Annotated in this window: 23 protein-coding genes; 10 read left to right on the top strand and 13 right to left on the bottom strand. The window is 66.7% G+C overall.

Translation table 11 applies throughout. The features are described from left to right. The first annotated feature begins 391 nt into the window (after window positions 1-391). Both priA and B3349_RS08305 read left to right on the top strand, forming a co-directional pair. Entirely contained in the window at window positions 392-2,611 is a 2,220-nt protein-coding gene (priA, locus tag B3349_RS08310; RefSeq protein ID WP_291588203.1) for a replication restart helicase PriA, read from the top strand. Window positions 2,612-3,033: 422 nt separating this feature from the next. Next, the gene (locus tag B3349_RS08305) at window positions 3,034-4,098 is read left to right on the top strand and encodes a type II asparaginase (RefSeq protein ID WP_083520660.1); all 1,065 of its coding nucleotides are present in this window, start codon (window positions 3,034-3,036) and stop codon (window positions 4,096-4,098) included. A 201-nt stretch (window positions 4,099-4,299) separates the two neighbouring features. On the opposite strand, the gene B3349_RS08300 is transcribed toward B3349_RS08305, so the two are convergent. After that, a complete protein-coding gene (locus tag B3349_RS08300; protein WP_291588201.1) occupies window positions 4,300-5,256 on the bottom strand; it encodes an AEC family transporter in 957 nt (318 codons plus the stop codon). A gap of 421 nt (window positions 5,257-5,677) precedes the next feature. Between B3349_RS08300 and B3349_RS08295 the strand changes: the two genes are divergently transcribed. The 4 genes from B3349_RS08295 to B3349_RS08280 all read left to right on the top strand — a co-directional run bounded on the left by B3349_RS08295 (window position 5,678) and on the right by B3349_RS08280 (window position 10,093). Further along, a complete protein-coding gene (locus B3349_RS08295) occupies window positions 5,678-7,744 on the top strand; it encodes an ATP-dependent helicase (RefSeq protein ID WP_291588200.1) in 2,067 nt (688 codons plus the stop codon). Between the two features lie 17 nt (window positions 7,745-7,761). Further along, window positions 7,762-8,214, top strand: coding sequence for a hypothetical protein (locus tag B3349_RS08290; RefSeq protein ID WP_291588199.1), 453 nt, complete (start codon window positions 7,762-7,764; stop codon window positions 8,212-8,214). Between the two features lie 18 nt (window positions 8,215-8,232). After that, complete coding sequence (locus B3349_RS08285; protein WP_291588198.1) at window positions 8,233-9,456, top strand: phospholipase A; 1,224 nt, start codon at window positions 8,233-8,235, stop codon at window positions 9,454-9,456. Window positions 9,457-9,694: 238 nt separating this feature from the next. Further along, window positions 9,695-10,093 carry a hypothetical protein gene (locus tag B3349_RS08280; protein WP_291588197.1) on the top strand — a complete coding sequence of 133 codons (399 nt, stop codon included), beginning with the start codon at window positions 9,695-9,697 and terminating at the stop codon, window positions 10,091-10,093. Window positions 10,094-10,168: 75 nt separating this feature from the next. On the opposite strand, the gene B3349_RS08275 is transcribed toward B3349_RS08280, so the two are convergent. Further along, a complete protein-coding gene (locus B3349_RS08275) occupies window positions 10,169-10,684 on the bottom strand; it encodes a universal stress protein (protein WP_291588196.1) in 516 nt (171 codons plus the stop codon). A gap of 121 nt (window positions 10,685-10,805) precedes the next feature. Here B3349_RS08275 and tgt point away from each other — a divergent pair, with 121 nt between their 5' ends. Beyond that, window positions 10,806-11,978: a tRNA guanosine(34) transglycosylase Tgt gene (tgt, locus tag B3349_RS08270; RefSeq protein WP_291588195.1), complete on the top strand. Its 1,173-nt coding sequence runs from the start codon at window positions 10,806-10,808 to the stop codon at window positions 11,976-11,978. Between the two features lie 118 nt (window positions 11,979-12,096). Here tgt and B3349_RS08265 read toward each other — a convergent pair whose 3' ends face one another. The 3 genes from B3349_RS08265 to B3349_RS08255 form a co-directional block, all read right to left on the bottom strand. Beyond that, complete coding sequence (locus B3349_RS08265) at window positions 12,097-13,203, bottom strand: serine endopeptidase (protein WP_291588194.1); 1,107 nt, start codon at window positions 13,201-13,203, stop codon at window positions 12,097-12,099. 68 nt (window positions 13,204-13,271) lie between these two features. Further along, the gene (locus B3349_RS08260; protein WP_291588193.1) at window positions 13,272-14,087 is read right to left on the bottom strand and encodes a DUF2145 domain-containing protein; all 816 of its coding nucleotides are present in this window, start codon (window positions 14,085-14,087) and stop codon (window positions 13,272-13,274) included. A 31-nt stretch (window positions 14,088-14,118) separates the two neighbouring features. Further along, window positions 14,119-14,532 carry a hypothetical protein gene (locus B3349_RS08255; RefSeq protein WP_291588257.1) on the bottom strand — a complete coding sequence of 138 codons (414 nt, stop codon included), beginning with the start codon at window positions 14,530-14,532 and terminating at the stop codon, window positions 14,119-14,121. Between the two features lie 358 nt (window positions 14,533-14,890). On the opposite strand from B3349_RS08255, the gene B3349_RS08250 reads away from it, so the two are divergent. Next, window positions 14,891-15,631 carry a DUF3047 domain-containing protein gene (locus B3349_RS08250; RefSeq protein WP_291588192.1) on the top strand — a complete coding sequence of 247 codons (741 nt, stop codon included), beginning with the start codon at window positions 14,891-14,893 and terminating at the stop codon, window positions 15,629-15,631. A gap of 20 nt (window positions 15,632-15,651) precedes the next feature. Here B3349_RS08250 and B3349_RS08245 read toward each other — a convergent pair whose 3' ends face one another. Further along, window positions 15,652-17,595, bottom strand: coding sequence for an MFS transporter (locus B3349_RS08245; protein ID WP_291588191.1), 1,944 nt, complete (start codon window positions 17,593-17,595; stop codon window positions 15,652-15,654). A gap of 208 nt (window positions 17,596-17,803) precedes the next feature. Between B3349_RS08245 and B3349_RS08240 the strand changes: the two genes are divergently transcribed. Beyond that, window positions 17,804-18,535, top strand: a complete 732-nt coding sequence (locus tag B3349_RS08240) for a helix-turn-helix domain-containing protein (RefSeq protein WP_066541659.1) — start codon at window positions 17,804-17,806, stop codon at window positions 18,533-18,535. A gap of 146 nt (window positions 18,536-18,681) precedes the next feature. Continuing rightward, on the top strand, window positions 18,682-18,993 hold the full coding sequence (locus B3349_RS08235) for a hypothetical protein (protein ID WP_255578357.1): 312 nt from the start codon (window positions 18,682-18,684) through the stop codon (window positions 18,991-18,993). 62 nt (window positions 18,994-19,055) lie between these two features. Here B3349_RS08235 and B3349_RS08230 read toward each other — a convergent pair whose 3' ends face one another. The 7 genes from B3349_RS08230 to B3349_RS08200 all read right to left on the bottom strand — a co-directional run bounded on the left by B3349_RS08230 (window position 19,056) and on the right by B3349_RS08200 (window position 26,347). Beyond that, window positions 19,056-20,291, bottom strand: a complete 1,236-nt coding sequence (locus B3349_RS08230; protein WP_291588190.1) for an FIST signal transduction protein — start codon at window positions 20,289-20,291, stop codon at window positions 19,056-19,058. Window positions 20,292-20,308: 17 nt separating this feature from the next. After that, the gene (locus B3349_RS08225; protein ID WP_291588189.1) at window positions 20,309-21,247 is read right to left on the bottom strand and encodes a PhaM family polyhydroxyalkanoate granule multifunctional regulatory protein; all 939 of its coding nucleotides are present in this window, start codon (window positions 21,245-21,247) and stop codon (window positions 20,309-20,311) included. 150 nt (window positions 21,248-21,397) lie between these two features. Next, window positions 21,398-22,999, bottom strand: a complete 1,602-nt coding sequence (locus B3349_RS08220) for a methyl-accepting chemotaxis protein (RefSeq protein ID WP_291588188.1) — start codon at window positions 22,997-22,999, stop codon at window positions 21,398-21,400. 64 nt (window positions 23,000-23,063) lie between these two features. Then, window positions 23,064-23,783, bottom strand: a complete 720-nt coding sequence (locus B3349_RS08215) for an ABC transporter ATP-binding protein (protein ID WP_291588187.1) — start codon at window positions 23,781-23,783, stop codon at window positions 23,064-23,066. After that, window positions 23,780-24,577, bottom strand: coding sequence for an ABC transporter ATP-binding protein (locus B3349_RS08210; RefSeq protein ID WP_066541646.1), 798 nt, complete (start codon window positions 24,575-24,577; stop codon window positions 23,780-23,782). Before B3349_RS08210 ends, B3349_RS08215 begins: the two co-directional genes overlap by 4 nt. After that, complete coding sequence (locus B3349_RS08205) at window positions 24,574-25,461, bottom strand: branched-chain amino acid ABC transporter permease (protein WP_279999417.1); 888 nt, start codon at window positions 25,459-25,461, stop codon at window positions 24,574-24,576. The genes B3349_RS08210 and B3349_RS08205 overlap by 4 nt, the downstream gene beginning before the upstream one ends. After that, window positions 25,454-26,347 (bottom strand): branched-chain amino acid ABC transporter permease, encoded by an 894-nt coding sequence (locus tag B3349_RS08200; protein WP_291588186.1) that lies wholly within the window; start codon window positions 26,345-26,347, stop codon window positions 25,454-25,456. Before B3349_RS08200 ends, B3349_RS08205 begins: the two co-directional genes overlap by 8 nt. Window positions 26,348-26,360: the final 13 nt, after the last annotated feature.

Here is a 26,360-nt window from a genome sequence, read left to right as displayed (position 1 = left end):
CGAGTGTCAGAAAATGTTTACAACAGCGGACAAATTGCAAGTACCCACTTGCATTACCCGCCAATGGCCACGAAGACGCACCCTGGCACGTGCCGGCGGCGTTGTTTTTCGCTCTTTGGCAAGCCCTTGACGGATTTGCACATCCCACTTATGCACAGAAGCGGGCAGGCAGACATGGGCTGGCCTGCTCTGCTTTTGCTGAGCGCCACATGACGCAAAGTCGTTATAAGCCATTGTTTTTGTTTAAATATAAATTTTTTCTATGCTTACGTGGTAACCGCAGCCTGTTCCACATCGACGGGCTGCCACTGCGTTCCAGCCGATAATCCCCACAAAGTTATCCACAGAAACCCGCATCACACCGGGCGTGCCCTGTGGAAATCCTTGCTGCATGCCGCTTCCGCCCGATTCCGCCTCTCCATCCCCTGATTCCGCCCCCGTGTTCCGGGTCCAGGTGGCCGTGCACACGCCGGTACACAGCGGTGTGGGCGGGCTGTTGACCTACACGCACACCACAGCCCTGCCCCCCGGCACGCTGGTGCGGGTGCCGCTGGGCAACCGGGAGCTGCTGGGCGTGGTCTGGGACAGCCCGGCCGATGCCGAGCCGGTGCCGCAGGCCCAGCTCAAGCCCGTGCGCAGCGTGCTCGACGGCCTGCCCCCGCTGGATGCCCGCTGGCGCCGCCTGGTGGCGTTCGCCGCCCAGTACTACCAGCGCAGCCTGGGTGAGATTGCGCTGACCGGCCTGCCCCCGGCCCTCAAGGACATGACGGCCGAGCAGCTGGCCCGCCGGCTGACCCCCAAATCGAAAAAGCTCAGCAAAAAAGCCCAGGCGGCGCTGGATGCCCAGGCGGTGGCCGACGCTGCAGCGCCGGTCACGGCGCCCGCCTTGCCTCCCTCGATTGCGCTCAGCACCGAGCAGCAGGGCGTGTGCGCCCAGATGGACCAGCACACCGGCCCCTTTCTGCTGTACGGGGCTACCGGCAGTGGCAAGACCGAGGTCTATATGCAGCGCGTGCAACAGGCGCTGCAGGCCGGCACCGACGCAGACTTTCCGACCCAGGCGCTGGTGATGGTGCCGGAAATCAACCTCACGCCCCAGCTGCTGGAGCGCTTCACCGCCCGCTTTGCCCCGCAGTTCGGCCCACAGGCCGTGGTCAGCATGCACAGCGGCATGACCAACCCGCAGCGCCTGAAAAGCTGGCTGGCGGCCCACACCGGCCAGGCCCGCGTGCTGCTGGGCACGCGCATGGCGGTGTTCGCCAGCCTGCCGGGGCTCCAGGTCATCGTGGTCGACGAAGAGCACGACCCCAGCTACAAGCAGCAGGAGGGGGCACGCTATTCCGCCCGCGACCTGGCCGTGTGGCGGGCCCGTTCCCAGAGCGCCCAGGTGATTCTGGGCAGTGCCACCCCGTCGCTGGAGAGCTGGCACGCCAGCGAGCCCGCAGATAGCGGCGGACCGGGCCGCTATCTGCGGCTGCACATGCCCAGCCGCATTGGCGCGGCCGAGCTGCCGCGCGTGCGCCTGGTGGACATGCGCCAGCAGCCCCGCAAAGCCGTGTTCTCCCCGCCGCTGATCGCGGCCATCACCGAACGCGTGCAACGCGGCGAGCAGGCGCTGGTGTTGCTCAACCGCCGGGGCTTTGCGCCGGTGCTGTTCTGCGCCGACTGCAACTGGAAGAGCGACTGCCCCCATTGCAGCGCCCACCAGGTGTTCCACAAGGGCGATCGCACGCTGCGCTGCCACCACTGCGGCTTTACCCAGCGCGTGCCGCATGCCTGCCCTGAATGCGGCAACCCCGACATCCTGCCGCTGGGCAAGGGCACGGAGCAGCTGGAGGAGGAGCTGGAGCGGCTGCTGCGCAATGTGCAGCGCCCCGACGGCAACCCGGCCCGCGTGGGCCGTATCGACGCCGACACCACCCGGCTCAAGGGCGCGCTGGAGCAGCAGCTGGACCAGGTGCACAGCGGCGAGATCGATGTGCTGGTGGGCACGCAGATGGTCGCCAAGGGCCACGACTTCCGCCGCATCACGCTGGTGGCCGCCGTGCAGCCCGACGGGGCCTTGTTCAGCAGCGATTTCCGTGCGCCGGAGCGCCTGTTCTGCCTGCTGATGCAGGCCGCCGGCCGCGCGGGGCGCGACGGCTCGTATGTCGCCGCCCAGGACAGCCGGCCCGAGATGTGGGTGCAGACCCACGACCCGGAGCACATGGTGTTCCAGGCGCTGCGCCAGCACGACTACCCGCGCTTTGCCCAGCGCCAGCTGCGCGAGCGCGAGGATGCGGGCATGCCGCCTTTCGCCTTCCAGGCCCTGGTGCGCGCCGACGCCCGGACCCAGGAGGCCGCCCAGGACTTTCTACGCGCCGCCAGCGATGCCGCACGCCAGGGCGAGCTGCCCCATCTGGACGATGTGTTTCTGTACCCCCCCATCCCCATGGCCATGCAGCGCGTGGCCGATGTCGAACGAGCGCAGATGCTGATCGAAGCCACCGACCGCCGTGCGCTGCAGCGCTTCTTGCATGCCTGGCAGCCCTGGCTGCACTGGGTGCGCGGCCAGCCTCAGCACAAAAGCCTGGTGCGCTGGCTGGTGGATGTGGACCCGCAAAGCCTGTAACGCCCCGCCGGGCACCACCGCCCCCTGCGCCAGGGAACCCGGACCGCAGCCGCCCGGTGCAGGGACGATGCGGCAAACGCTCCTGAATTGCTAGCTTCAGACGCAATCACGGCAATCTTCAAAGGCAGATTTCATCCCTCTATCCCATCCCCCCGGCACAGAACGTGCAGAGGGTACACACACCGTGTGCGCGCCGCACCATGGCTGTGCGGCGCCGCTGGCAAGTCCGGATTAGCCCCATTGCTGCCCGGCGGCGGCGCGCGCAAGGTGTGCAACCACTTACCACAACCCAGGGATTGTCCATGCGTCTTGCTCCCCGTACTGCCCGCTTCACCCTGCACCGTCTGGCCGCCGCCTCCGTGGTCACGGCTTCACTGTTGCTGGCCGGATGCGCCACCCAGTCCAACTCCACCGCGGCCCCCATGGCTGCAGCCCCGGCTGCCGCACCGGCCCCCGCTGCTCCGGCGGCGCCTGCGACCCAGCCCGTTGCGGCCGGTCCCAAGGCCAATGTCGTGGTGCTGGCCACCGGCGGCACCATTGCCGGTGCCGGCGCCTCCACAATCAACAGCGCCACCTACACGGCCGCCAAGGTGCCGGTAGACAAGCTGCTGGCCGGCCTGCCCGAACTGGCCCAGGTGGCCAATGTGCGCGGTGAACAGGTCTTCCAGATCGCTTCCGAAAGCTTCACCAACGACAACCTGCTGGCCCTGGCCAAGCGCGTATCGGCCTTGTCCAAGCAGGGCGATGTGGACGGCATCGTGGTCACCCACGGCACCGACACCCTGGCCGAGACCGCCTATTTCCTGAGCCTGGTGGTGCACACCGACAAGCCGATCGCCGTGGTCGGCAGCATGCGGCCCGGCACGGCCCTGTCCGCCGACGGCGCGCTGAACCTGGTCAACGCCGTCAGCGTGGCGGCGTCCAAGGACGCACGCGGCAAGGGCGTGCTCGTCACGATGAACGACGAGCTGAACACTGCCCGCGATGTGAACAAGGACATCAACATCCAGACCGGTGCCTTCAAGAGCCAGTGGGGCCCGCTGGGCATGGTGGTGGAAGGCAAGAACTACTGGTTCCGCGCCCCCGTGAAGCGCCACACCAACCAGTCCGAGTTCAACATCGACAACATCACGCAGCTGCCCCAGGTGGACATCGTCTACGCCTACGGCACCGTCCAGCCCACGGCCGTGAATGCGCTGGTGGCCGGTGGCGCCAAGGCCATCATCCATGCCGGCACCGGCAACGGCTCGGTGGCCGACCGCATGGTCAAGCCGCTGCAGGATGCACGCGCCAAGGGCACCATCATCGTGCGCTCCTCCCGCGTGCCCTACGGCTTCGTGCTGCGCAACGCCGAGCAGCCCGACGACAAGTACGACTGGGTCGTCGCCCACGACATGCGCCCTGAAAAGGCCCGCATCCTGACCATGCTGGCCTTGACACGGGGCGCCGACACCAAGACGCTGCAACGGATGTTCTGGGAGTATTGAGCGGCGCCAAGGCCCGCAGACCGGACCGCTCTCGGGCACTGCCGCAGAGAAGGTCCGGGCTCCAGGCCCTGCCAGCGGGGCCGCCTCCATCGGCCGCTGTTTTTTCACCGCGTTCCATCGCGCCCCAGGGCCCCAAAAAACGAGGTCCCCTCACGCCCAAAGCGCGGCGAGACGGACCATGCTGCTGCGGCCTGGTCGCGCTTACGCGGCCGGCGCCAGCCAAGTCACTGCCGCCGAGAACGTGACAAACGCCAGCGCGGTGCTGACCAGGATGATGCGCGCCACGCGCCCGCCGTGGGCACCAAAACGCTCGGTCAGCAGCGACACATTGCTGGCACTGGGCAGGGCCGACACCAGCACCAGCGCCACCATGGCATCGGTCGACAGCGGCAGGCCCAAGGCCACAGCCGCCTGGCAGGCGGACCACACCAGCAGCGGGTGCACCAGCAGCTTGGCCAGTGCAATCGGCACATAGTCGCGCGGAGCCAGCTGTTCGTGCAGATTCATCTGCGAACGCGCCAGGACCGCCCCGATGGTGAACAGCGCCACCGGCGAGGCAGCGCCCGCCAGCATGGCCACGGTTTTGTCGATGGGCCCGGGCAGCTCGAACGCCAGGGCCGATGCCACTGCCCCCAGCGCAATCGACCAGGGCATGGGGTTGGACAGCATGCCCCTGAGCGCCTTGCGCAGCGCCTGCACGGCCCCGCCCTCCCCCTCGCCCAGCCGCGACAGCGCAATGCACAGCGAGGTGGTGATGACCATGTCCAGCGCCATGGTCAGAATCACCGGGCCGGCGCTGCCCTCACCCAGCAGCGCCACCAACAGCGGCACGCCCATGAAGCCGGAATTGGGAAAAGCAGCCACCAGTGCACCAAAGGCGGCATCGTTCCAGCCCCAGCGCCGCAACGTCAGCGCCAAGGTGGCGGCCACCAGCGCCAGCCCGCACAGCAGGTACACCCCTGCCACCACCGGATCCAGCAGTTGGGCAATCGGGGTTTGCGCCCCGAAGCGGTAGAGCATGCACGGCAGGGCGAAGAACAGCACAAAGGTGTTCAGGCCCGAAATGGCCGACAGCGGCAGCACGCCGCCCCGCGTGGCGATATAGCCACACAGCACCAGCGCGAAGAAGGGAAAGGTAACGATCAGAACGGACAGCACAGGCCAGGATTGTCGCTGCAGCGCAGCACGATGCAGCCCCGGAAAAATCCGGTGTCCCGCAAAGCACAAGGCCGTACGGCGTGCCGAGGGCGCTGCAACGGTGCCGGTAACAGACGGCACTCCAGGCGGGAAGCGCCCCGCCCGCCGATCGGCAGCCATGGTGAAAAACCTTGCACAAGATATCTGTTGGCAAAGCCGGCACAGCGTCCGCAGCACGCCCTGCCCGTGGCTCCAGGGAGGCCGGCCCCGTGGCTACCGCCTTCCCCGGTACTGCATGCATTTACAGACGAATACCTTGATTAACACTGATCCACAGGAGAAATCCGGAAAGCCGCGCCATGCTCTCGCACCCAACTCCGTATCATTTGCGTCCAACCACCTTTAATGATTCCGCCCGCCAGGGCGACGTCGTTCTGCATTCATGTCCGCTGGTCTGAACCTGGCCCAACTCCAAGCCGTCCACTACACCGAAGGGCCCTGCCTTGTGCTGGCTGGTGCCGGCTCGGGCAAAACACGGGTGATCACGCACAAGATTGCCAAGCTGATCGAGAACGGCATGGCCCCGCGGCGCATTGCGGCCATCACCTTCACCAACAAGGCTGCGGCCGAAATGCGCGAGCGCGCGGCCGGGCTGATCGGCCGCCAGGCCAAGGATGTGCTGGTCTGCACCTTCCACGCCCTGGGCGTGCGCATGGTGCGCGAAGACGGCCATGCACTCGGGCTCAAGCCCAGCTTCAGCATCCTGGATGCCGACGATGTGACCGGCATCCTCAAGGACTGCGCCGGCGGCACCACCGATGTGGCCACCGCCCGCCAGTGGCAATGGACCATCAGCAACTGGAAAAACGCCGGCTGGGACAGCCGCAAGGCCCTGGCCCTGGCCCAGGACGACCACCAGCGCAGCATCGCGCTGATCATGCAGCGCTACGAAGAGCGCCTGACCGCCTACCAGAGCGTGGACTTTGACGACCTGATCGGCATGCCCATGCGCCTGCTGCGCGGCCACCCCGAGGTGCGCGAGAAATGGCAGCGCATCCTGGGCCATGTGCTGGTCGACGAGTACCAGGACACCAATGCCACGCAGTACGAGCTGCTGAAGATGCTGGTGGGCGAGCGCGCGCACTTCACGGCCGTGGGGGATGACGACCAGTCCATCTACGGCTGGCGCGGCGCCACGCTGGACAACTTGAAGAAGCTGCCCATCGACTACCCCCACCTCAAGCTCATCAAGCTGGAGCAGAACTACCGCTCCACCTCGGCCATCCTGCGTGCTGCCAACAATGTGATCGGGCCCAACCCCAAATTGTTTCCCAAGACCCTGTTCTCGGAGCTGGGCGAGGGCGAGCCGGTGCGCGTGGTCGACTGCGACACCGAAGAACACGAGGCCGAACGCGCCGTGGCCCGCATCCAGGGCCTGCGCGCGGGCGCCAACCCACAGCCGGCGTGGAAGGATTTCGCCATCCTCTACCGCGCCAACCACCAGGCCAAGCCGTTTGAAAAGGCGCTGCGCAAGGCCAACATCCCGTACAAGGTCTCGGGCGGCACCAGCTTCTTCGACCGTGCCGAAATCAAGGACCTGTGCGCCTGGTTCCGCCTGTGGATCAACAACGACGACGATCCGGCCTTCCTGCGCGCCATCACCACGCCGCGCCGCGGTATCGGCCACACCACGCTGGGCAAGCTGGGCGAATTCTCCGGCCAGCACAAGCTGTCGATGTTCGGTGCACTGTTCAGCCACATGCTCGAAGCCGTGGTGCCGAAGAAGGCGCACGAAAGCCTGCTCGAGTTCGGCCGCTACCTCAACGACCTGGAATACCGGGCCCGCCACACGCTAGGCGCCGAGGCCAGCCGGACCTTCATGCTCGACTGGCTCAAGGAGATCGGCTACGAACAGCACCTGTACGACAGCGAGGACAGCGAGTCCGTGGCCGCCGCCCGCTGGAGCAATGTGCTGGAATTCTGTGACTGGATGAGCCAGCGCGCCGGCGGCCAGATCGAAGATGCGGCCGGCACCACCACCCAGACCGAAGTCAAGAGCCTGCTGGAAGTGGCCCAGAACATTGCCCTGCTCTCCACCATCAGCGAACGCGAGAAGGAGCAGGACATGGTGGTCCTGTCCACGCTGCACGCCTCCAAGGGTCTGGAATGGCCCCATGTGGTGCTGGTCGGCGTGACCGAAGGCATGCTGCCCTTCAAGCTGGACGACGACAACGGCAAGCAGGAAAAAGTGAGCGACGACATTGCCGCCCGCCTGCAGGAAGAACGCCGCCTGATGTACGTGGGCATCACCCGCGCCCAACGGACGCTGGCCGTCAGCTGGACCAAGCGGCGCAAGAAGGGCCGCGACATGGTGCAGTGCCAGCCCAGCCGTTTCATCAAGGAAATGAACCTGGATGCGGCCACTGCAAAGGAAGACCCGCGCGAAAAACTGCGCAAGCTGCGTGCGGAATTTGCTGCCCGCTCCTCCGTGCAGCAACCTGCGGAATGAACCCGCCCTGTGAACCCATGCCCCTGATTCCGTTTGTGACCCCGCGCCTGCGCGCCCTTGCTTGCATCGCTGCGTGCACGCTGGCCTCCAGCGTACAGGCCCAGGATGGCGCCTCCGCTGCGGCCGGCTGCCCGGACGCCTGGGACATGGGTGCCCCGCAGCTGCAAGGCGAATGGACGGCCACCGTGGCCGGCCAGGCCGATGCCGCCCTGCTGCAGCTGGGGCCCCATCCCGAATGGAAAGGCACGGTCAAGGGCACGGTCGAGCGCGCCGGCACCCGCCATGCCATGGTGGGCGATGTGAACCGTGGCGCCGTGACGCTGGAGGAGTCGGCCAACGGCATCAACATCAGCGGCACCTGGCTGGGCGAGGTGAGCGACGACAGCTGTGCCCGCGAAATTCGCGGCGATTACCAAGCCGGCGATGATGCCCCGACCCAGCCTTTTGTGCTGCGCAAGCGCTCGCCCTGAACCCTGGACATATTTACCATGCAGGCAACCCCAACCACTCTTTCCCGCGCGCTGCCTGGCGCCACGGCCCTGGCCACCTTGGCCATCTGCGGGGCCTGGGGCATGCCCGCTCCGGCCCAGGCCGCAGAGCCGCTGACCGGCGATGCCTGGCGCCAATGCGCCGCCACCACCGACAACCAGGCCCGTCTGGCCTGCTTTGACGGCTGGGCACGGCAGCAGCAACCGCTGACCCCGCCCCCCGCCACCACGTTCCATGCCCCGGCGGCCAGTGCCCAGGAACAAATGGCGGCGCCGCAGCCAAGCGTCCAGCAGACCGTGCAGCAGGCGGCCCAGGAACCGATGGTGGTGGCCGATGTCTCCGGCCAAGGCCTGCAGCCCACCAATGGCGGCTGCCGCGATCCACGCTACAGCGAAATGTCGCGCTTCTTCGAGCTGGAACCCGGCTCGGACTGCGGCACCTTCAGCTTCCGCGGCTACCGCCCCATGTCGGTGTCGCTGACCACCGCCAACCACGTGAACGAGCAGCCAAGCTCGCCCGGCAAGACCCCTTCGGCCGCGCAGCCCTACAAGACCGAGGAAATGCGCATCCAGCTGTCGGCCCGCACCAAGATCGCTTCGGGCCTGCTGACCGACTCCAGCACGGGCCGCAAGGACTCGCTGTGGGTGGGCTACACCCAGCAGTCCTACTGGCAGGTGTTCAACGGCGACATTTCCCGCCCGTTCCGCACCACCGACCACGAACCGGAAATCTTCTACGTCTACCCCACCGACGCCCAGTTGCCGTTTGGCTGGCGCTGGCGTTACAGCGGCGTGGGGCTGGTGCACCAGTCCAACGGCCAGAGCGAGCCACTGTCGCGCAGCTGGAACCGCTGGTACCTGATGACCGGTGCCGAGCTGGGGAACCGCTGGCAGGCGCATGCCCGTCTGTGGAAGCGCATTCCCGAAGGCTCGGGCGATGACGACAATCCGGGCATCCAGAATTACATCGGCCGGGGCGAAATCAAGCTGGGCTGGAATATCAATGACCAGAACTATCTGGGCGTGACCGCGCGCGGCTCGCTGGGCAAGGGCAAGGGGTCCGGTCGCGTGGAATGGCTGCGGACCCTGGGCGAAGGCTGGAACGGTGGCAAGAGCAATCTGCGCCTGCATGTGCAGCTGTTCAGCGGCTATGGTGACAGCCTGATCGACTACAACTACAAGCGGACCATGCTCAGCGTGGGCCTGAGCCTGCTGGACTTCTAAGCCTCCCGGGCCAGGGCACCGGGTGCCACTGGTCCTGGTCCTGGTCCTGACCGGGACACAGACTGTTTCCGACTTCTCTGGGTGAACGTTCTTGCATAGCAGCATGTCTGCCCATCAGAATGCGCCACATGCACAAGTGCAATGCACTGGGCATATTCGATTAAAGGCATCAATCCCTGTTTCATCGCAGGTTCTGCTGCCGGTGTTTCGCTGACAATGCGCTTCCCAGAGGACCACCATGGATCTGCAATATCAGCTCAAGGCAGGCAACTACTACCTGTATGACATGCGCGAAAAGCCCAGCGCAGTCACGGGTGAGCGCCGCTTCAAGCTGAAAACGGCAGATGTGGCCATTGCCTTCGACCTGCATACCGGCGAAGTGCACCAGCACGGCAACCCGCTGCGCATCCATTCCTGGGCACTGACCATGCGGCGGCGCCTGCGCTCGGCAGGCTTCTGGGACGAAGCCGACGACATCATCGTGATCTCCGGCCCCTTGCCGGTGGACGAAATCAACAAATGCCTGTGGATACGCGGCTACTGCCGCCGCATGTTCCAGCGCCTGGCCACCCTGCCCCACGGCAAGCTGCAACCCGGCCGCCAGGGCGCCAACCCCTTCCGGCGCCAGGCAGCCTGAGGCGCAGGCCCTGAAAAACAAAAACGGGACCGCGGTCCCGTTTTTGCTGGGCGGGCGGATGCCCGGTTCGGCCAGTTACAGGCCGGCCTGGATGGACAGCGGCGTCACGCCGTCGGCCATGAGCTGGGCGCCTTCTTCGCCCAGCACGTCCCGCGCCTCATCCACGCGCGGCTTCACCACGGTGACCGGCATCGGGCTGTGCTTGAGCACATACTGCGACACGGAGCCCATCAGCGCCCCGCGCAACGCCCCCATGCCCCGCGCACCGATCACGATCTGGTCGCACTGCAGGCGCTCGGCCATGTCCACCAGGGTGGGGGCGGGTTCGCCCAGCGCCACTTCCACTTCGTGGGGCACATCCGCCAGTTGCAGCTCCACCACCGCCGGCGCCGCCAGATGGGCACCGGCTTCCATGGCCGCATTGGCAATCGCATCCCCGTCCTGGGTGGCCAGCTCCAGGAACGAAGCCTCCTCCTGCACCTGGGCCAGTACCACCGTGGCGCGCAAACCGCTGCGCGCCAGCGCGACCGTATGGCGCACAGCTTCCAGCGCATAAGGGGAGCCATCCACAGCCACCAATATTCTTGTCATTGCACTACCTCCTTGTCGATCGATTGATCATCTTTCCCCACTATAGACACCCTGCAGATTCCGGCACAACCCATGCCAGAGCAAACACCGGTGTCATCCATCTGGGACAATGCGCGCCATCATGCTGCAGTTTGACCTTCTCAAGACCGATCCGACCAGCCACGCACGCCGTGGCACCGTGACCCTGAACCACGGCAAGGTCCAGACCCCCATCTTCATGCCCGTGGGCACCTATGGCACCGTCAAGGGCGTGATGCCGCGCAGCCTGGAAGAAATGGGCGCACAGATCATCCTGGGCAACACCTTCCACCTGTGGATGCGCCCGGGCCTGGACATCATGAAGTCCTTCGGCGGTCTGCACGGCTTCGAGAAGTGGGACAAGCCCATCCTGACCGATTCGGGCGGTTTCCAGGTCTGGTCGCTGGGCTCCATGCGCAAGATCACCGAAGAAGGCGTGCACTTCCAGAGCCCCGTCAACGGCGACAAGCTCTTCATGTCGCCCGAAGTCAGCATGCAGATCCAGACGATCCTGAATTCGGACATCGTCATGCAGCTGGACGAATGCACGCCATACGAGACCAACGGCAAGAAGACCACCGAGGCCGAAGCGCGCAAATCCATGGAGATGAGCCGCCGCTGGGCCCTGCGCTCCAAGGAGGAGTTCGAGCGCCTGGGCAACCCCAACGCCCTGTTCGGCATCGTGCAGGGCGGCATGTACACCAATCTGCGCGAGGAATCGCTGCAGGCGCTGGTCGAGATGGATTTTCCCGGCTACGCCGTGGGCGGCGTCTCCGTGGGCGAGCCCAAGGACGAGATGCTGGAGATCATGGCCCACACCCCCCACCTGTTGCCGGCCCACAAGCCGCGCTACCTGATGGGCGTGGGCACTCCGGAAGACCTGGTGCAGGGCGTGGCCGATGGCGTGGACATGTTCGACTGCGTGATGCCCACCCGCAATGCGCGCAACGGCACCATCTTCACGCGCTATGGCGACCTGAAGCTGCGCAACGCCCGCCACAAGGTGGCCCACCAGCCCATCGACACCACCTGCACCTGCCACGCCTGCGCAGGTACCAGCGGCGTGAGCTGGGATGACGGCGGCCGCGATGGCTTCAGCCGCGCCTATCTGCACCACCTGGACCGCTGCGGCGAAATGCTCGGCCCGATGCTGACCACCATTCACAACCTGCACTACTACCTGAACCTGATGCAGGAAGTGCGCGATGCGCTGGACGCCGGCACCTTCGCTGCCTTCCGCCAGAAATTCGCCCAGGACCGCAGCCGCGGCGTCTGACTCTGGGGGCTCTGTCCCAGTGGAAAAAGCATGGCGCGCGCCACACGCGCCACACGCGCCATGCCGCAGCCGCGTCCGGGCAGCCGGACCGCCGGGCCGCCAACCAGGCGGCAGGTGATCAGGGGCTGGACGGCGGCGCGCTGCGGCCCGGCTCTGCCATCCCGGCAGGTACGCCCACCGCCGCAGACGTTTCCTTCGCCGGCGTGCCACAGGCATGGCAGTAGCGGCTGAACGCACTCTTGCGGGTGTTGCAGTGGCCGCAGTGGTCAAACAGGCCGATGCCGCAGTGGGGGCAGAAGTCGATCTCGGTGTTCTTCAGGTCCACCGGCCGCTCGCAGCCCGGGCACACGCTTTTGGCCAACCGCCCCAGCGCCACGTCATAGCCCAGCTCCACGCGGCGCTGCACTTCGGGCAGGGCCTCCTGGAGCTTCTGCTTTTCCAGGTAGCGGTTCAACGCCAGGATGGCATAGCGCCCCAGCAGCACCGTGACCACAATGCCCACGATGTAGCGCACATAGCCGCCGTAGTCGGGCAGGTAGGGCACCAGCTCCACAAAGAAGGCAAACAGCGCAAAGAAGATGAAGCCCCAGACGAAAGGCCACCAGGTGCTCTTGCGCTGCCTGGCAAACAACCAGCCGGCTGCCACCAGCAACGGCAAGGTGATGGCCAGGCGATACAGGAACACGCGCAGCTCCACCTCCCGCTGCCGGGCCTGCCAGGCCGGATAGGCGGCATCGTGCAGATCCCGCCACTCGCTTTCCGCGGCGGACACCTTCTGCGAGGCCGCCAGACTGGTCTGCTCCACCTGCTCCAGCAGCAGGCGGGCCTGGTTTTCCGCCTGCTTGATCTTGTCGAGCGCCTGGGTGCGGGCAATCAGCTCGCTGTCCTGCTCAGGGCGTTCGGTCGCCCGGCGCGTGGCCACCCAGTTGTCGAAGGACTCGCGGGCCGACTGGTAGCGGGCCTTCTCGGCATCGTATTTCAGCCGCGCCGTGTCGCGCGCCTTGTCCGCCTGGCGCTCCACCGTCTGGGCCTGGCGCAACGCCGCCCGCACCCGCTGGGCATCGGCCGGGGGAATGAAGTCTTCCACCTCCTGCACGCGCTCCGCCTGCGGCAGATTGCCCACCACCAGCCCGCCCAGGCCGATCAGAAAAGAGGCAAACACCACCGCCACCAGCCACAGGCCGCGGCGGAACCATTTCTCGGGCAAACGCAAAGACTTGCTCATGAAAACTCCTGATTCAATAGCTGCTTGTGCGCACTGCAGCGGTGCGAAACACCAGTTTAATCACCAATCTACTGGACCACGCGCAGGGCCCCTGCCAGCTCGGCGCGCTGCAGCCACTGGGTGACGGAGTCCACCGTCACGGTCTGGATGCGGCTGGTGAACCGCTGGTCGTTCGGGTGGTCATCAAAGGCGATGTTCGCCGCCGACATGCGCCCTCCCAGGCGCGTCCAGGAACGGATGGTCAGCGTGCTGGGCTCGTAGCCCTTGAACTTCAGCCAGGCCTGGGCCTGGCTGCGTTGCTGCACGGTGGCCGGCTCCATCGCGGCCGCCAGGCTTTCGATGGCCCACTGGTTGGACTGCTGGTACTTCTGCCCCCAGGCGTAGCTGACCATGCTGTAGGGCTGGTGCTGCATGCGCAGCACGGTCTGCGGCGCGGTCAGGTAGCTCCACAGCGCCTGCTGGACGGCCGGGGTGGGCACCTGCACGGCGGCCACATAGCGCCACAGATCGTCGAGAAAGAACTCGCCCAGTCCCTGGCGGTAGACCCAGCCATCGGCCGTGCCGCAGATATTGAGCTTGTGCACCACCCGCCACGGCCCTTCCGGCGTGCGGTAGGCCCAGCCGAAGTGGGAGTACTGCAGCTGGTAGTTGGACAGGTCCTGGCCTGCACGGGCCAGCAGCAGCACCTTGCTGCCGTTCTTCTGGTACTCCGCTTCCAGCACCTGCGCCGTGCGCTGCGCCAGATTCAGGCCCTGCGTCAGGGTCTCCACGTTCAGCGGCTTGGCGTCGCAGTTGCGGCCGGCATGGGCGTTGCCCGCCAGGGTGGCCAGCGCCAGGCACAGCAGGCTGACCAGGCGGGGAAGGGAAAAGTGCAGTGGATGCATGGCAGAAACTCCGGCTCGGTCGATGGCTGGCTTACAGACGCTCGTTGTGCAGCAGCGCCTTGCCCACCGCGTTGGGGATGAAGGCCAGCACCTTGCCGGCGGCCGACAGCACCACGCCCGCGCCAATGGCGCTGCTCTGGATCACCGTGCCCACGCCCACCGAGGCGGCCCCCACCGCATTGCCCGACACCTCCAGCACCGCCGAGGCGCCGGTGGCCACGTTCTTGACCACGTAGACCACGCCATGGGCCGATGCCTCCACCCCTTCCACCAGCAGCGAGGCACCGACACCCGACACCAGCAGCGGCGCGGCCAGCACTTCTTCGGACGCGCCGCCTTGGGAAGCCACGGCCACCATCGACGCCAGCGGCAGGGCCGACAGCACCAGCGAGGTATCGCTCTGGGCATGGGCGGCACCCGCGCCACCCCACAGTGCGCCGGCCATGCCCAGTGCACACAGGCTGTGGCGCAGGCCACGGCCCCAGGCAGCAGTGATACGGCGGGTGAAAGCGGTTGGGATGTTCACGAAAGTCTCCTTGGAAGTGGTCTGCATGCAAAGGCTGCTGCAGTGCGGCGAATCATCGCCACAGCGCGCCTGCGGCACGCCGTATTTGTGGCCACAGCGCACGGTATGCCTCTTCGGGTACTTCATGGCGATACTTTCAGCAACGTTTTTGCGGCACAGCGCCGCCTCGAAATACCTAAAATCCGCTTTTGCATCGCTTAAGCTGTCTGCCATGTCTCCGTCAGGCCCCTGCATTTCCTTGTCTGTGCGACTGCGCTTGCTGCATGGCAGCAGGCGCATGCCGTCCTGGGCGCCGATGGTACTAGTACTGGTAATGGGCCTGGGGATGGCCGCCCACAGCCGGGCGCAGAGCACGCCGCCGGTGGTGCCCGCGTTCTCGGCCATGGCCGCAGGCGCGGTGCCGGCCCCCTGGCATTTCGCCAGCCTGCCGCGCAAGAAGCCCACGGAATTCAGTGTGGCGCCGCTGGACGGCCAGCAGGTGCTGCGGGTGCACACCCAGGACGCCTATGGCAACCTGGTGTTGGCTATCGGCAGCCCGGCCAGCTCCGCCCGCCAGCTGCACTGGCGCTGGCGCGTGGACCAGCCGGTGCAGGGCGCCGACCTGCGCCAGCGCGCCGGGGACGATGCGGCGCTCAAGCTCTGCGTGTCTTTTGATTTCGATGCACGGCAGCTCAGCTGGGGCGAGCGCACCAAGCTGCACCTGGGCCAGATTGCCACCGGCGAACCCATTCCGACCGAAACCCTGTGCTACGTCTGGGATGGGGCATCGCCCGCAGGCAGCGTGCTGCACAGCCCCTTCACCCACCGCCTACGCTACCTGGTCCTGCACAGCAGCAACGCCCCCCTGGGGCACTGGCAGGAAGAAAAGCGGGACCTGGCGGCCGACTACGCCCGTGCCTTCGGGGATGAATCGCCCCAGGGCATGCCGGCGCTGACGGCGATCACCGTCTCCGCCGACGCCGACAACACCCACGGCGAAGGGCTGGCCTACCTGGGCGACATCCGTTTGCTACCGTAAGCGCCGCGCAGTCCCTGCCTTCAGCGCGCCAGCAGCTCTGCCACCCGGGCGCGCAGGCCTTCGGGCGTGGCCTGCGCGCCCGGCACGGCCTCGCCCACTTCCAGGCCCACCGCATTGAACAGCCCCCGGCGCAGCGGCTGCACCATGGCCACGTTCCTGCCGCCACGCACTTCGATGCGACTGAAGTAGGAGCCCCACAGATTGGTCAGCGCCATGGGCACCACGGACACATCCAGACCGTCGGCCCGCGCCTGCTCCAGGATCTTCAGGATGCCCGGCTTGAAGAGCTGCAACTGCCCATCGGCAGTGATGCCCCCTTCCGGGAAGATGGCCAGCAGATCGCCTTCGCGCAGCACCTGGGCCGCGCGGGCGAACGCGGCCTCGTAGGTGGCCGCATCCTCCTTTTGCGGCGCAATCGGAATGGTCTTGGCCAGCTTGAACAGCCAGCCCAGCACCGGCGTCTGGAAGATGCGGTGGTCCATCACAAAGTGGATGGGGCGCGGGCTGGCCGCCATCATCAAAATGGCATCGACAAAGCTCACGTGGTTGCACACCAGCACCGCCGCGCCGTGGGCCGGAATATGGTCCGCGCCGCGCACCCGGAAGCGGTAGACAAAGTGCGTGATGACCCAGGCCACAAAGCGCAGCAGGTACTCCGGCACCAGCAGGAAAACGTAGAACGCCACCAGCGCGTTCGCAATGCCGGTGAGCAGGAACACCTGGGGAATGCTGGCCCCGGCTGCCAGCAAGGCCCCCGCCAGCACGCTGGAGGCAATCATGAACAGCGCGTTGAGGATGTTGTTGGCCGCGATGATGCGGGCGCGGTGCGTGGGCTGGCTGCGCATCTGGATCAGCGCGTACATGGGCACGCTGTAGATGCCGGCCGACAGCGCCAGCATCCCCAGATCCCACATCACGCGCCAGTGCGCGCTCTGCGCAAAAAAGGTGCCCACGCCCATCAGCTCGGACGGCGGCAGAGCCCGTGCAGCAAAGTACAGATCGATGGCGAACACGCTCATGCCGATGGCGCCCAGCGGCACCAGACCGATCTCCACCTGGCGGCGGCTGAACACCTCGCACAGCAGCGCACCGACGCCAATACCGATGGAGAAGATCACCAGCAGCAGCGACGCCACATGTTCGTCGCCGTGCAGCACTTCCTTGGCAAAACTGGGGAACTGCGCCAGGAACACCGCGCCGAAGAACCACATCCAGCTGATGCCCAGCAGTGAACGGAACACCACCGGCTGCTGGCGTGCCAGCTGCAGATTGCGCCAGGTTTCGGTGAACGGGTTCCAGTTGATGACCAGGCCCGGATCGGTGGCCGGAGCATGCGGAATGAACTGGGCGCACAGCCGCCCGACCAGCGCCAGCGCCACGCACACCACTGCCACCTGGGTGTGGCCCACCTCCGGCACGGCCACCAGCAGGCCGCCGGCCACATTGCCCAGCAGAATGGCGACAAACGTGCCCATTTCCACCATGCCATTGCCGCCGGTAAGCTCACGGTCGTTCAGCACCTGGGGCAGGTAGGCAAACTTGACGGGACCGAACAGTGTGGAGTGCAGGCCCATCAGAAACACGCACCCCAGCAGCACCGGCACGTTGGCCGTGATGAAGCCCCAGGCGGCAATGGCCATGATGGCGATCTCCAGGTTCTTCACCAGGCGGAACATGCGCGTCTTGTCCCATTTGTCGGTCAGCTGGCCCGAGGTCGCCGAAAACAGCAGGAACGGCAGGATGAACAGCGCCCCGATCACCAGCCCGGCCATGGCGGGCGGCAACCAGCCCACGCTGAGCTGGTAGGTCACCATCACCGTGAAGGCGAACTTGAACAGGTTGTCGTTGGCCGCACCACAGAACTGCGTCCAGAAGAAGGGGGCAAAGCGCCGCTGGCCCAGCAAGGCAAACTGGTTGGGATGGGGTTCCGATGGCGCGTGGTGGTCATGGTCCGGCTGTTGCATCTCACCCTCTGTGGGACCTGTTCACAGGCCCGGTTTCGTATAGGTCTTCAAACTCATGGGCCCCTGCCGGGCCCCTCTGCGCTGCATTATTTACGATAAAAATCATGGCGCTGCAGCCACGGCAGTGTCAGCGCAACGCCGCCCCAGGACGCCGCATTTCCGCAGCGGCACCCGCCATTCACACCGGCGGTATCCATAATCGATACCAATGAGCACCACCATCGACCTGATCCACGCGCTGAAGAAAGAGCTGAAGGCCGCGCACATGACCTATGCCGACCTGGCGCGCCACCTCGACATGGCCGAATCCAGCGTCAAGCGCATGCTCTCCAAGGGCGATATGCCCCTGTCCCGCATCGATGCCATCTGCCGCGCGCTGGGTGTCGACTTTGCCGACCTCGCGCGGCGCGTGGCCGACAGCCAGCCGCTGCTGCAGGAGATGACGCCCGAGCAGGAAACCGCCGTGGTGGCCGACCGCAAGCTGCTGCTGATGGCCATCTGCGTGCTCAGCCAGTGGACGCTGGAGCAGATCACCGCCACCTACCGCATGACGGAGGCCGAAGGCATACGCTACCTGGCGCAGCTGGACCGCATCGGCATCATCGAGCTGCGCCCCGGCAACCGCTACCGCCTGCGCCTGGCCAAGACCTTCCGCTGGCGGGCACGCGGACCGGTGATGGAGTATTTCCGCGAGCATGCGGTGCTGGACTACTTTGGCGGCAGCTTCGACCAGCCGGGGGAAACCATGCTCATGGTGCATGGCAATATCTCGCGCGCCCTGGCGCCCAGTTTCGTGGACCGCATCCAGCGCCTTGCGCACGATTTTTCGCAACAGCATCTGCAGGACCAGCGCCTGCTGCCCGAACAGCGCGAGGGCTACACCCTGGTGCTGGGCATGCGCAGCTGGGAATTCACGGCCTTCACGGCCCTGCGCCGCTGAACGGGCCGCTACAAGGCGCACGCTGCGCCGCACTGTCCGTGCATTTGCCTACGCAGCTTCACACAGCTTTGCACAGCAGCGATCCCCGCTTGACGCAGCCCACCGATGCTGGAGGCACTGCAAACCACGCGCAAGAGGAGCCGCTCATGTCCCACACCCCTGCCCTGACCACCCGCCTGCTGCTGGGCGCCGCCCTGGCGCTGACGGCGGCACTCGCCTCGGCCCAGCCGGTGTACCGCGCAGCCCCTGGCGCCCCGCTGGCCGTGGAAGTGCGCCATGACGGCCGCCACATGCACCGTCCGCCCCCGCCGCCGCCCCGTTATGAACGCCATCGCCCCCGTGTCGGCCATGCCTGGGTGGGCGGCCACTGGCGCTGGCAGGGGCACCGCTATGTCTGGATTCCCGGCCACTGGGTCAAGGCCCCGCGCCACCACCGCCCGTACTACGGCCACCGCTGATATCCCGCACTGACAGCACAACGCCCCGTGAAGGGGCGTTGTGTCGTGGGAGGGCAAGGTGCTTACACCAGCGCCTGGGTGAACACCGTCAGCTGGCCGCTCATGCCGTGGACTTCCCGGCCGGAGATTTCCCCGGCGGTCACAAAGCCCACCAGCGGGATCGGGCCCAGCGCATGGCGGATCAGCTGCAGCTCGGCATCGGCCTCGTTGGTGGCCGCCGTCCCTCCGCGCAGGTGGCTGCGCACATAGATGGCCCCGCGCACCATGCGCGCCGGCGCGGGCACACCTGCCTGGGGCCAGGGGATGTCCGGCGCCAGCTCTTCCTGGATTTCGGCACAGGCGCGGCGCAATTCGGACCAGGCCGCCGCACTGCTGCGCTCGCAGAACGCCACATGCATGCCCTTGTCCACCGTCTCGTCCAGAACGATGCCGCGGCGCAGCGGGTCCAGGCCCACGATCGGGCGCACGCGGGAACGCACATCGATGCTGCTGCCATGCGGCGTGTAGGTATCCAGCGACAGCGCCAGCAGCGTGTTGCGCACCCGGCTGATGGCGGCCTGGGCATCCACCTCCAGCTGCACATCCAGGGTCTGCATCAGAACGTCCAGCGCGGGGCGGCCGTTCAGCCCCAGGATCACATGGTCGCGCGCCTCGGTGATCTCCATCGGCGGGGCAATGGGCTTGCAACCCTGCACCACGCGCGAAAGCGTGTGCACCTGGTCGGAAAATGCCACGCCCGACAGCCCGCCGGACAGCAGACCGGTGTCATGGGCCACCGGCAGCTTGCGGCTCCAGGCCAGCTGGATGCCGCAGCGCCGGTCGGAACCGAAGCCCCCCATCATCTCGCCACTGGCGGTGTGCGAAGCCAGCTCCAGCAGCAGCTCTTCCAGCTCGGGCATGCGCCCGTCGCCGTGCACCAGCACGCTGTGCACCTCGAAACCTTCCACCTCGACCCGGGCAATCGGCTGCAAGCCGGAAAACTGGCGAAAGTCCGCCGTGCCCAGCAGCGGCAGCATCACGGCCAAGGCCCCCTGCTCACCGGCGTAGCGCATGTCGCCGCCCAGGATGGCCGGGGCCGCCATGCCGCTCCAGTGGCTGACCTCGGGCAGCTCCTTGGCGACTGCGGCCAGGATGTCCGCCGCATGCTTGGCATAGGGGGTGGTGAGATACATCAGGCCCAGTGCGGGCCAGGCTTGGCCCGATTGCATGGCCATTTGCGCCCGCAGTTGTGCCACCACCTGGGACAGCGCTTGCTGCCATTGGGCGTGGCTGGCATGGGCACAGGGAAAAAACGCCATGGAGTCCGTCCCTGTCCTTAGCGGCTGCGCTTGCGCGCGGGGGCGGCAGGCTTGGCCGCGGGTTGGGGCGCAGCGGTACGTGCCGCTTTGGGCGCTGCCTTTTTAGGTGCAGCCTTTTTGGCCGCAGGCGCTTTCTTGGCTGCGGGGGCCTTCTTCGCGGCAGCGCTGCGCGGGGTGGCCGAAGGTGCGCCAGCACTGCGGCTGGCCGCCGGCTTGGCCGCCTTCGCCGTGGTCTGGGCGGCGGCGCTGGAAGCGGCCTTCACCCCTTCGCTGGCCTGGCGCACCATGCTGCTGGCAGCGTTCATGGCCGCCTTGGTGAAATCCGTGGCCATGTGGGTGGCCTGGGCCATGGCCTGCTGCTGCGCCGGGTCCTGCAGCGCGGTGGCGGCGATCTGCTGGAACTGCTGCGACAGCGCGCCCCACCACAGCATGGGATCCCCCAGGCCGGCAGGTCCGGCGCCAGGAGGTGGCGCGGATGCATCGGCCTGCGCGGCATCGGGCTGCGCTGCGGCCTTTGCCTCGGAAGCGGCGGCCGGGTTTGGTGGGTCTGCCTCGGGGGCTTCGCTTTTGGCAGCCTTGGCCGCTGCCGACGACATGGGCCAATCAGCATTGCCGTTGGACGGTGCTGTGGCGGTCTGGTCCGCCGCCTTGCCGGTGAAGGTCTTGGCCAGGTCGGACATGCTGACATTCATGCCCTGCAGGGTGCTGAGTGTCATCTTCTGCACTTCCAGCGCCTGCACCGTGGCCGCCAGCGCACGGCTGTTCTGCTCCAGCCAGAACTGCACGGCCTTGAGCTCTTCAATGCGCTTGCTGATCTCCTCGATGCTGACCGTGGGCGCCACCCAGTGCGACAGCGGCGGCATGCCGGCCGAAGATTGCCCGGCCTTGCTCAGGTTTTGCAGAAAGTCGAAACCGGGGATGAATTTGCCGAAACCGAAAGGCGTGTGGTCGCTCATGGCCGTCCTCAGAAATGCTGGTCGTGGAGCACGGAGCGCCGCCGCGCGGCACACCGTCTTGTCCGTCACAGCTTACTCCAGCTCCCGGCACTCGGATAGCAACTGCCGCGCAGCGTTGCACAGCACCCACCACCACACGCCCAACGGCGCTCAGGCCAGCAGCAAAGTCCGCTCGGCGGCAGGCAGGGCCCGGTTGACGGGGGCTGCCACACCGTCCAGCCGGAAGATGCGCACCGTGTCCACCAGCGCGCTGGCCTGCTGCTGCAACGCCAGGGCAGCGGCAGACGCCTGCTCCACCAGCGCGGCGTTCTTCTGGGTGGTGTCGTCCATCTGTGCAATTGCCTGGTGCAGCTGTCCCAGGCCCGCACTTTGCGCCTGGCTGGACTGGGCAATGTCCTGAACCAGGGCCGCCATGTGCTGCACGCGGCCCTCCACCGTGGCCATGGTGCCGCCCGCCTGCGCCACCCGGGCCCGGCCCTGCTCCACTTCGTCGACGGAGTGCTGGATCAGCCCCTTGATTTCCTTGGCGGCCACGGCGCTGCGCTGGGCCAGCTCCCGCACCTCCGCGGCCACCACCGCAAAGCCCCGGCCCTGCGCGCCGGCGCGCGCGGCTTCCACGGCCGCATTGAGCGCCAGCAGATTGGTCTGGAAGGCAATGCCGTCGATCACCGCGGTGATGTCCACGATGCGCTGCGAAGCCCCCTGGATATGGCCCATGGCCTGGGCCACGGCATCCACCTCGCTGCGCCCCTGCTGGGCGATCTGGGTGGCCGACGCGGCCAGCGCGCTGGCCTGCTGGGCATGTTCGGCATTGCGCTGCACGGCTTCGTTCAGATCGTGCATGGAAGCCGTGGTCTGCTGCAAGGCGGCCGCCTGGCATTCGGTGCGCTGCGACAGATCCCGGTTGCCGCTGCTGATTTCCTGGGACGCCAGCGCCATGGCGTCGGTCCCCTGCCGCACCTCGCCCACGATGTGGCGCAGCCGCAGGTTCATTTGCTGCAAGGCCTGCAGCAGTTGCCCGGTCTCATGGCGCGCCGGGCTGGAGGGAATGTCCTGGCTCAGATCGCCGGCCGCCACATGCTGGGCCGCCTGCACGGCCTGCGCCAGGGGGCGTGCGATGGCACGCACCAGGGTCACGCCCGCCACGCCGGCCACCAGCAGCCCCAGGCACATGGCTGCCACCGACAGCCAGAACACCTGCTGGTAGCGCTGCTGGGTGGCACGGTAGAGGGCTTCGCCCCGCTGACGCTGCAGCGCCATCAGCGCATCGAGCGCCGTCCGTGCCGGCGGGTAGCGCGGGGCCAGGGACTGGGTGTACAGCTCGGTCGCCCCCGGCAGGTTCATGCTGCGCAGCGCAGCCACCGCCGGGCGCACCCCCTGCTGCAAAAAGTCCTGCTGTGCCGCGGCAAACTGCTGCGCCAGTTCCTGCTCCTGCCCATCGCGCAGGGCCGAGGCAAACGCCTCCCAGGTGGAGGCGCTGTCCTTGAGCTGCGCCTCCAGCGCATCCATGTCGCTGTCGATCTGGATCGGATCGGCAATGGCCGAGACCACGCCGAACTTGCCCATGTCCAGTGATTTGGTCACCTGGGCCAGCTGCTGCATGGGCTGCAGCTGCTGCTCCACCAGCGACTGCAGGGCCAGGTTGCTGTCACGCAGGCTGTACAGGCCCAGGGCCCCGAGCACGGCCAGCAGCAGCGCCAGAAAGCCCATGGCCGCGGCCAGGCGGGACCGGAGAGAGAGGTGTTGGAACATGCATGTCACCCATCGAAAAGATAGACACCCCGCCCCCCGGACGGGCCACGGTCGCACCGCCGGATCAGGCGGCGCGGCCTCCCAGGTACAGCTCGCGCACCTGCGGGTCGCTCATCAGCGCGTTGGCGGCCCCGGTCAGCGCCACCATGCCCATGGACAGCACATAGGCCCGGTCGGACATGCGCAAGGCCTCCATGGCGTTCTGCTCCACCATCAGAATGGTGACGCCTTCCTTGTCGCGCACCTGCACGATGGCCTTGAACACCTCCTGCAGCATCTTCGGAGAGAGGCCGGCCGAGGGCTCGTCCAGCAGCAGCAGGCGGGGCCGCGGCATCAGCGCACGCGCCAGCGCCAGGATCTGCCGCTCACCGCCCGACATCGAGGACGCCGGTGCGTTGAACTTGCGCTCCAGCACCGGGTACAGCGTGCAAAGCTCCTGCATGCGCTGCCTGCAGTCGGCGTCCGACATGAAATGCCCGCCCACCTGCATGTTTTCGCGGATGGTCAGCGAACTGAACACGTTCTCCGTCTGCGGCACAAAGCCCAGGCCCAGCTTCTGGATCTTCTGGTGCACCGGCACCTGGGACACATCCTGGCTCTCCAGCACGATGGAGCCCGAGCGCGGACGCAGAAAGCCGGCGATGGATTTCAGCAGCGTGGACTTGCCACAGCCGTTGGGCCCCAGCAGCGTGACGATCTCGCCGCGCTGCACCTGCAGCGTCATGCCCTTGAGGATGTCCACTTCGGCGGTGTAGCCCGCCACCACATTGTCGATCTCGATCATGCGCCCTCCACTTCCGCACGGGTTTCGGTCTTGGGCGCATGGCCGCCACCCAGATAGGCCTGCAGCACGCGCTCGTTGGACGACAGCTCGTCCGGGCGACAGCTGGCCACGATATGGCCACGGTCCAGCACGATGCAGCGGGTGCAGACCTCGCGGATGAAGTGCATGTCGTGCTCCACGATCACCACCGTCATGCCTTTGTGGTTCAGGCGGCGCAGCACCTGCACGATGTCGTTGCGCAGATTGGGGTGCACCCCAGCCGTGGGCTCGTCCAGCATCAGCAGGCGCGGGTCGCCCATCAGTGCACAGACAATGCCCAGCAGCTTTTTCTGCCCGCCGGACAGACCCGACGCCGGCAGGTCCTTGACATGGCTGAGCAGCAGCTCGTCGAGCAGCGCCGCCGCCTTGTCGCGTGCTGCCTTTTCGGCCGCCCGGGCACCCACGGTGTTCAGCAGCGTTTCCCAGAACCCATGGTGCTGGGTGGCCGCGGCCATGGCCACTTCCATCACCGACATCTTGGTGGGCATGGAAGGCAGCTGGAAGGTGCGGCCCAGGCCCGACTCGACGATGCGGTAGGCCGACAGCGCATCGATGCGCCGGCCTTCCAGCGTGATGCTGCCGCGGTCGATGCGCTCGAAGCCCGTCACGGTGTTCAGCAAGGTGCTCTTGCCCGAACCATTGGGGCCTAGCAGGCCGACGATTTCACCGGCAGCGATGTCGAAGCTGACATCCTCCAGCACCTTGTTGCCGCCAAAGGCCTTGGCCAGCGATTGAACTTGTAGCAGGGAACTCATGCGATCTTTCGCACCTTCTCAGGCACCAGGCCCTGGCTGCGCCACATCAGGCTGGCCAGCAAGATAAAACCAATCAGACCCAGACGCAGCGCGCCCGAGATGTCGGAGCTGAAGCCGAAGTAGTCCTTGGCGAACGGCACCAGCGCATAGGCGCCCTGCACCACCACCACACCCACCAGCACCCCGGCGGTGTTGCCCAGACCGCCGATCATCAGCATGGTCCACAGCCAGAACGTTTCCGATGCCAGCATGTAGTCGGGACCGACAAAGCTCATGTAGTGCGCATACAGCGAACCGGCCAGGGCCGTCAGCGCCGCACCGGACATGATGGCGCGCGATTTGAGCGAGCGCAGGTCATAGCCCATACAGGCAGCCAGCTGCGGTTCTTCCCGCATCAGGCGCAGCGCGCGGCCGAAGCGGCCGTTGCCGACACGGCGGCAGGCCAGCGCAAACACCAGCACCGCCAGCAACACCAGCGCCAGGAAGGCCATGGCGTTCCAGGGACGGCCCAGGCCGTCAAACAGCGAGGGGATGGCGCTGATGCCCTGCGCGCCCCCCGTCAGCCACACCTCGTTGGTGGCGGCGGTGCGCAGGATTTCCGCAATCGCCAGCGTGGCAATGCCCCAGTAGTCCGACGCCAGATTGCGCCCCAGGCGGGCAATGCACCAGCCCAGCGCCATGGCCACGCACACCCCGATGGCGGCCCCCGAGAAACCGCCCCAGCCCGACTGGATGGCGATGCCGGTGGCGTAGGCGCCAATGCCGGCAAAGGCGATGTGGCCGAAGTTCAGCAGCCCCGAGTAGCCGGCCTGCAGGTTCAAGCCCAGCGCCATCAGCGCATAGATACCGGCCACCGTGACCGAAGAAATCAGAAAATCAAACACGACGCACCTCCCGGTCGAACAGGCCATAGGGCTTGAACAGCAGCGCCAGCAGCAGAATCAGGAACGAGGCTGCGCTGATGTAGGCCACCGGCATGAACAGCGGAGCCCCGCCCACCAGGCCGCCAAAATCGATATTCGTCACCGCGGTTTCCGTCGCGGCAATCAGCAGTGCGCCGGCCACGGCCCCCAGGGGGTTGCCCAGCCCGCCCAGGATGGCGGCGGCAAACACCGGCAGCAGCAGGTCGTAGCCCAGGTTGATGTGGGCACCGGTGGACAGGGCCAGCATGCTGCCGCCCAGACCGGCAATCGCCCCGCTGGCAAACGCCACGCCGCGGGTGATGCCCTCGGCGTTCAGACCCGAAGCCGCGGCCAGTGCCGGATTGCTGGCCAGCGCACGCATGGCGCGCCCTGTGCGGGTGAAGAACAGCAGCATCGCAAACAGCAGCAGCAACACCACGGTGGTGCCGACAAAGTACAGCTGCGTCGCGGTCACGCGGGCCTCACCGATCAGGATGGGCTCCGTCAGCGGCAGGTTGAACATGCGCGGAAACGAGCCCGCAAAACCTTGCATGAACGCCACCACCAGCATGGCCACGGCCAGCGAGCCGATCATGGCAATCGCGGGCCCGGCGCGCAGCAGGCGGCGGAACACCAGCAGGTGCAATCCCAGGGTCAGGACCCCGGTCACGGCACAGGAAATGGCAATCGCCAGCACCAGAGGCACGCCACTGGCATGCATGGCATAGGTTACGTACGCACCGAACATGGCGTACTGCACATGGGCGATGTTGGGAAATTTGACAAGCCCGTACACCATGCTCAGGCCCAGGGCGATCAGCGCCAGGTCCGAAGCACGCAGCAGCGTGTCCACCAGAAATTGAAGCATCTTGAGAATCCAG

Origin of the sequence: Comamonas sp. UBA7528, assembly GCF_002479375.1 — a bacterium.
GTDB lineage: Bacteria > Pseudomonadota > Gammaproteobacteria > Burkholderiales > Burkholderiaceae_C > Comamonas.
This window is presented reverse-complemented; position numbering and strand designations above follow the sequence as displayed.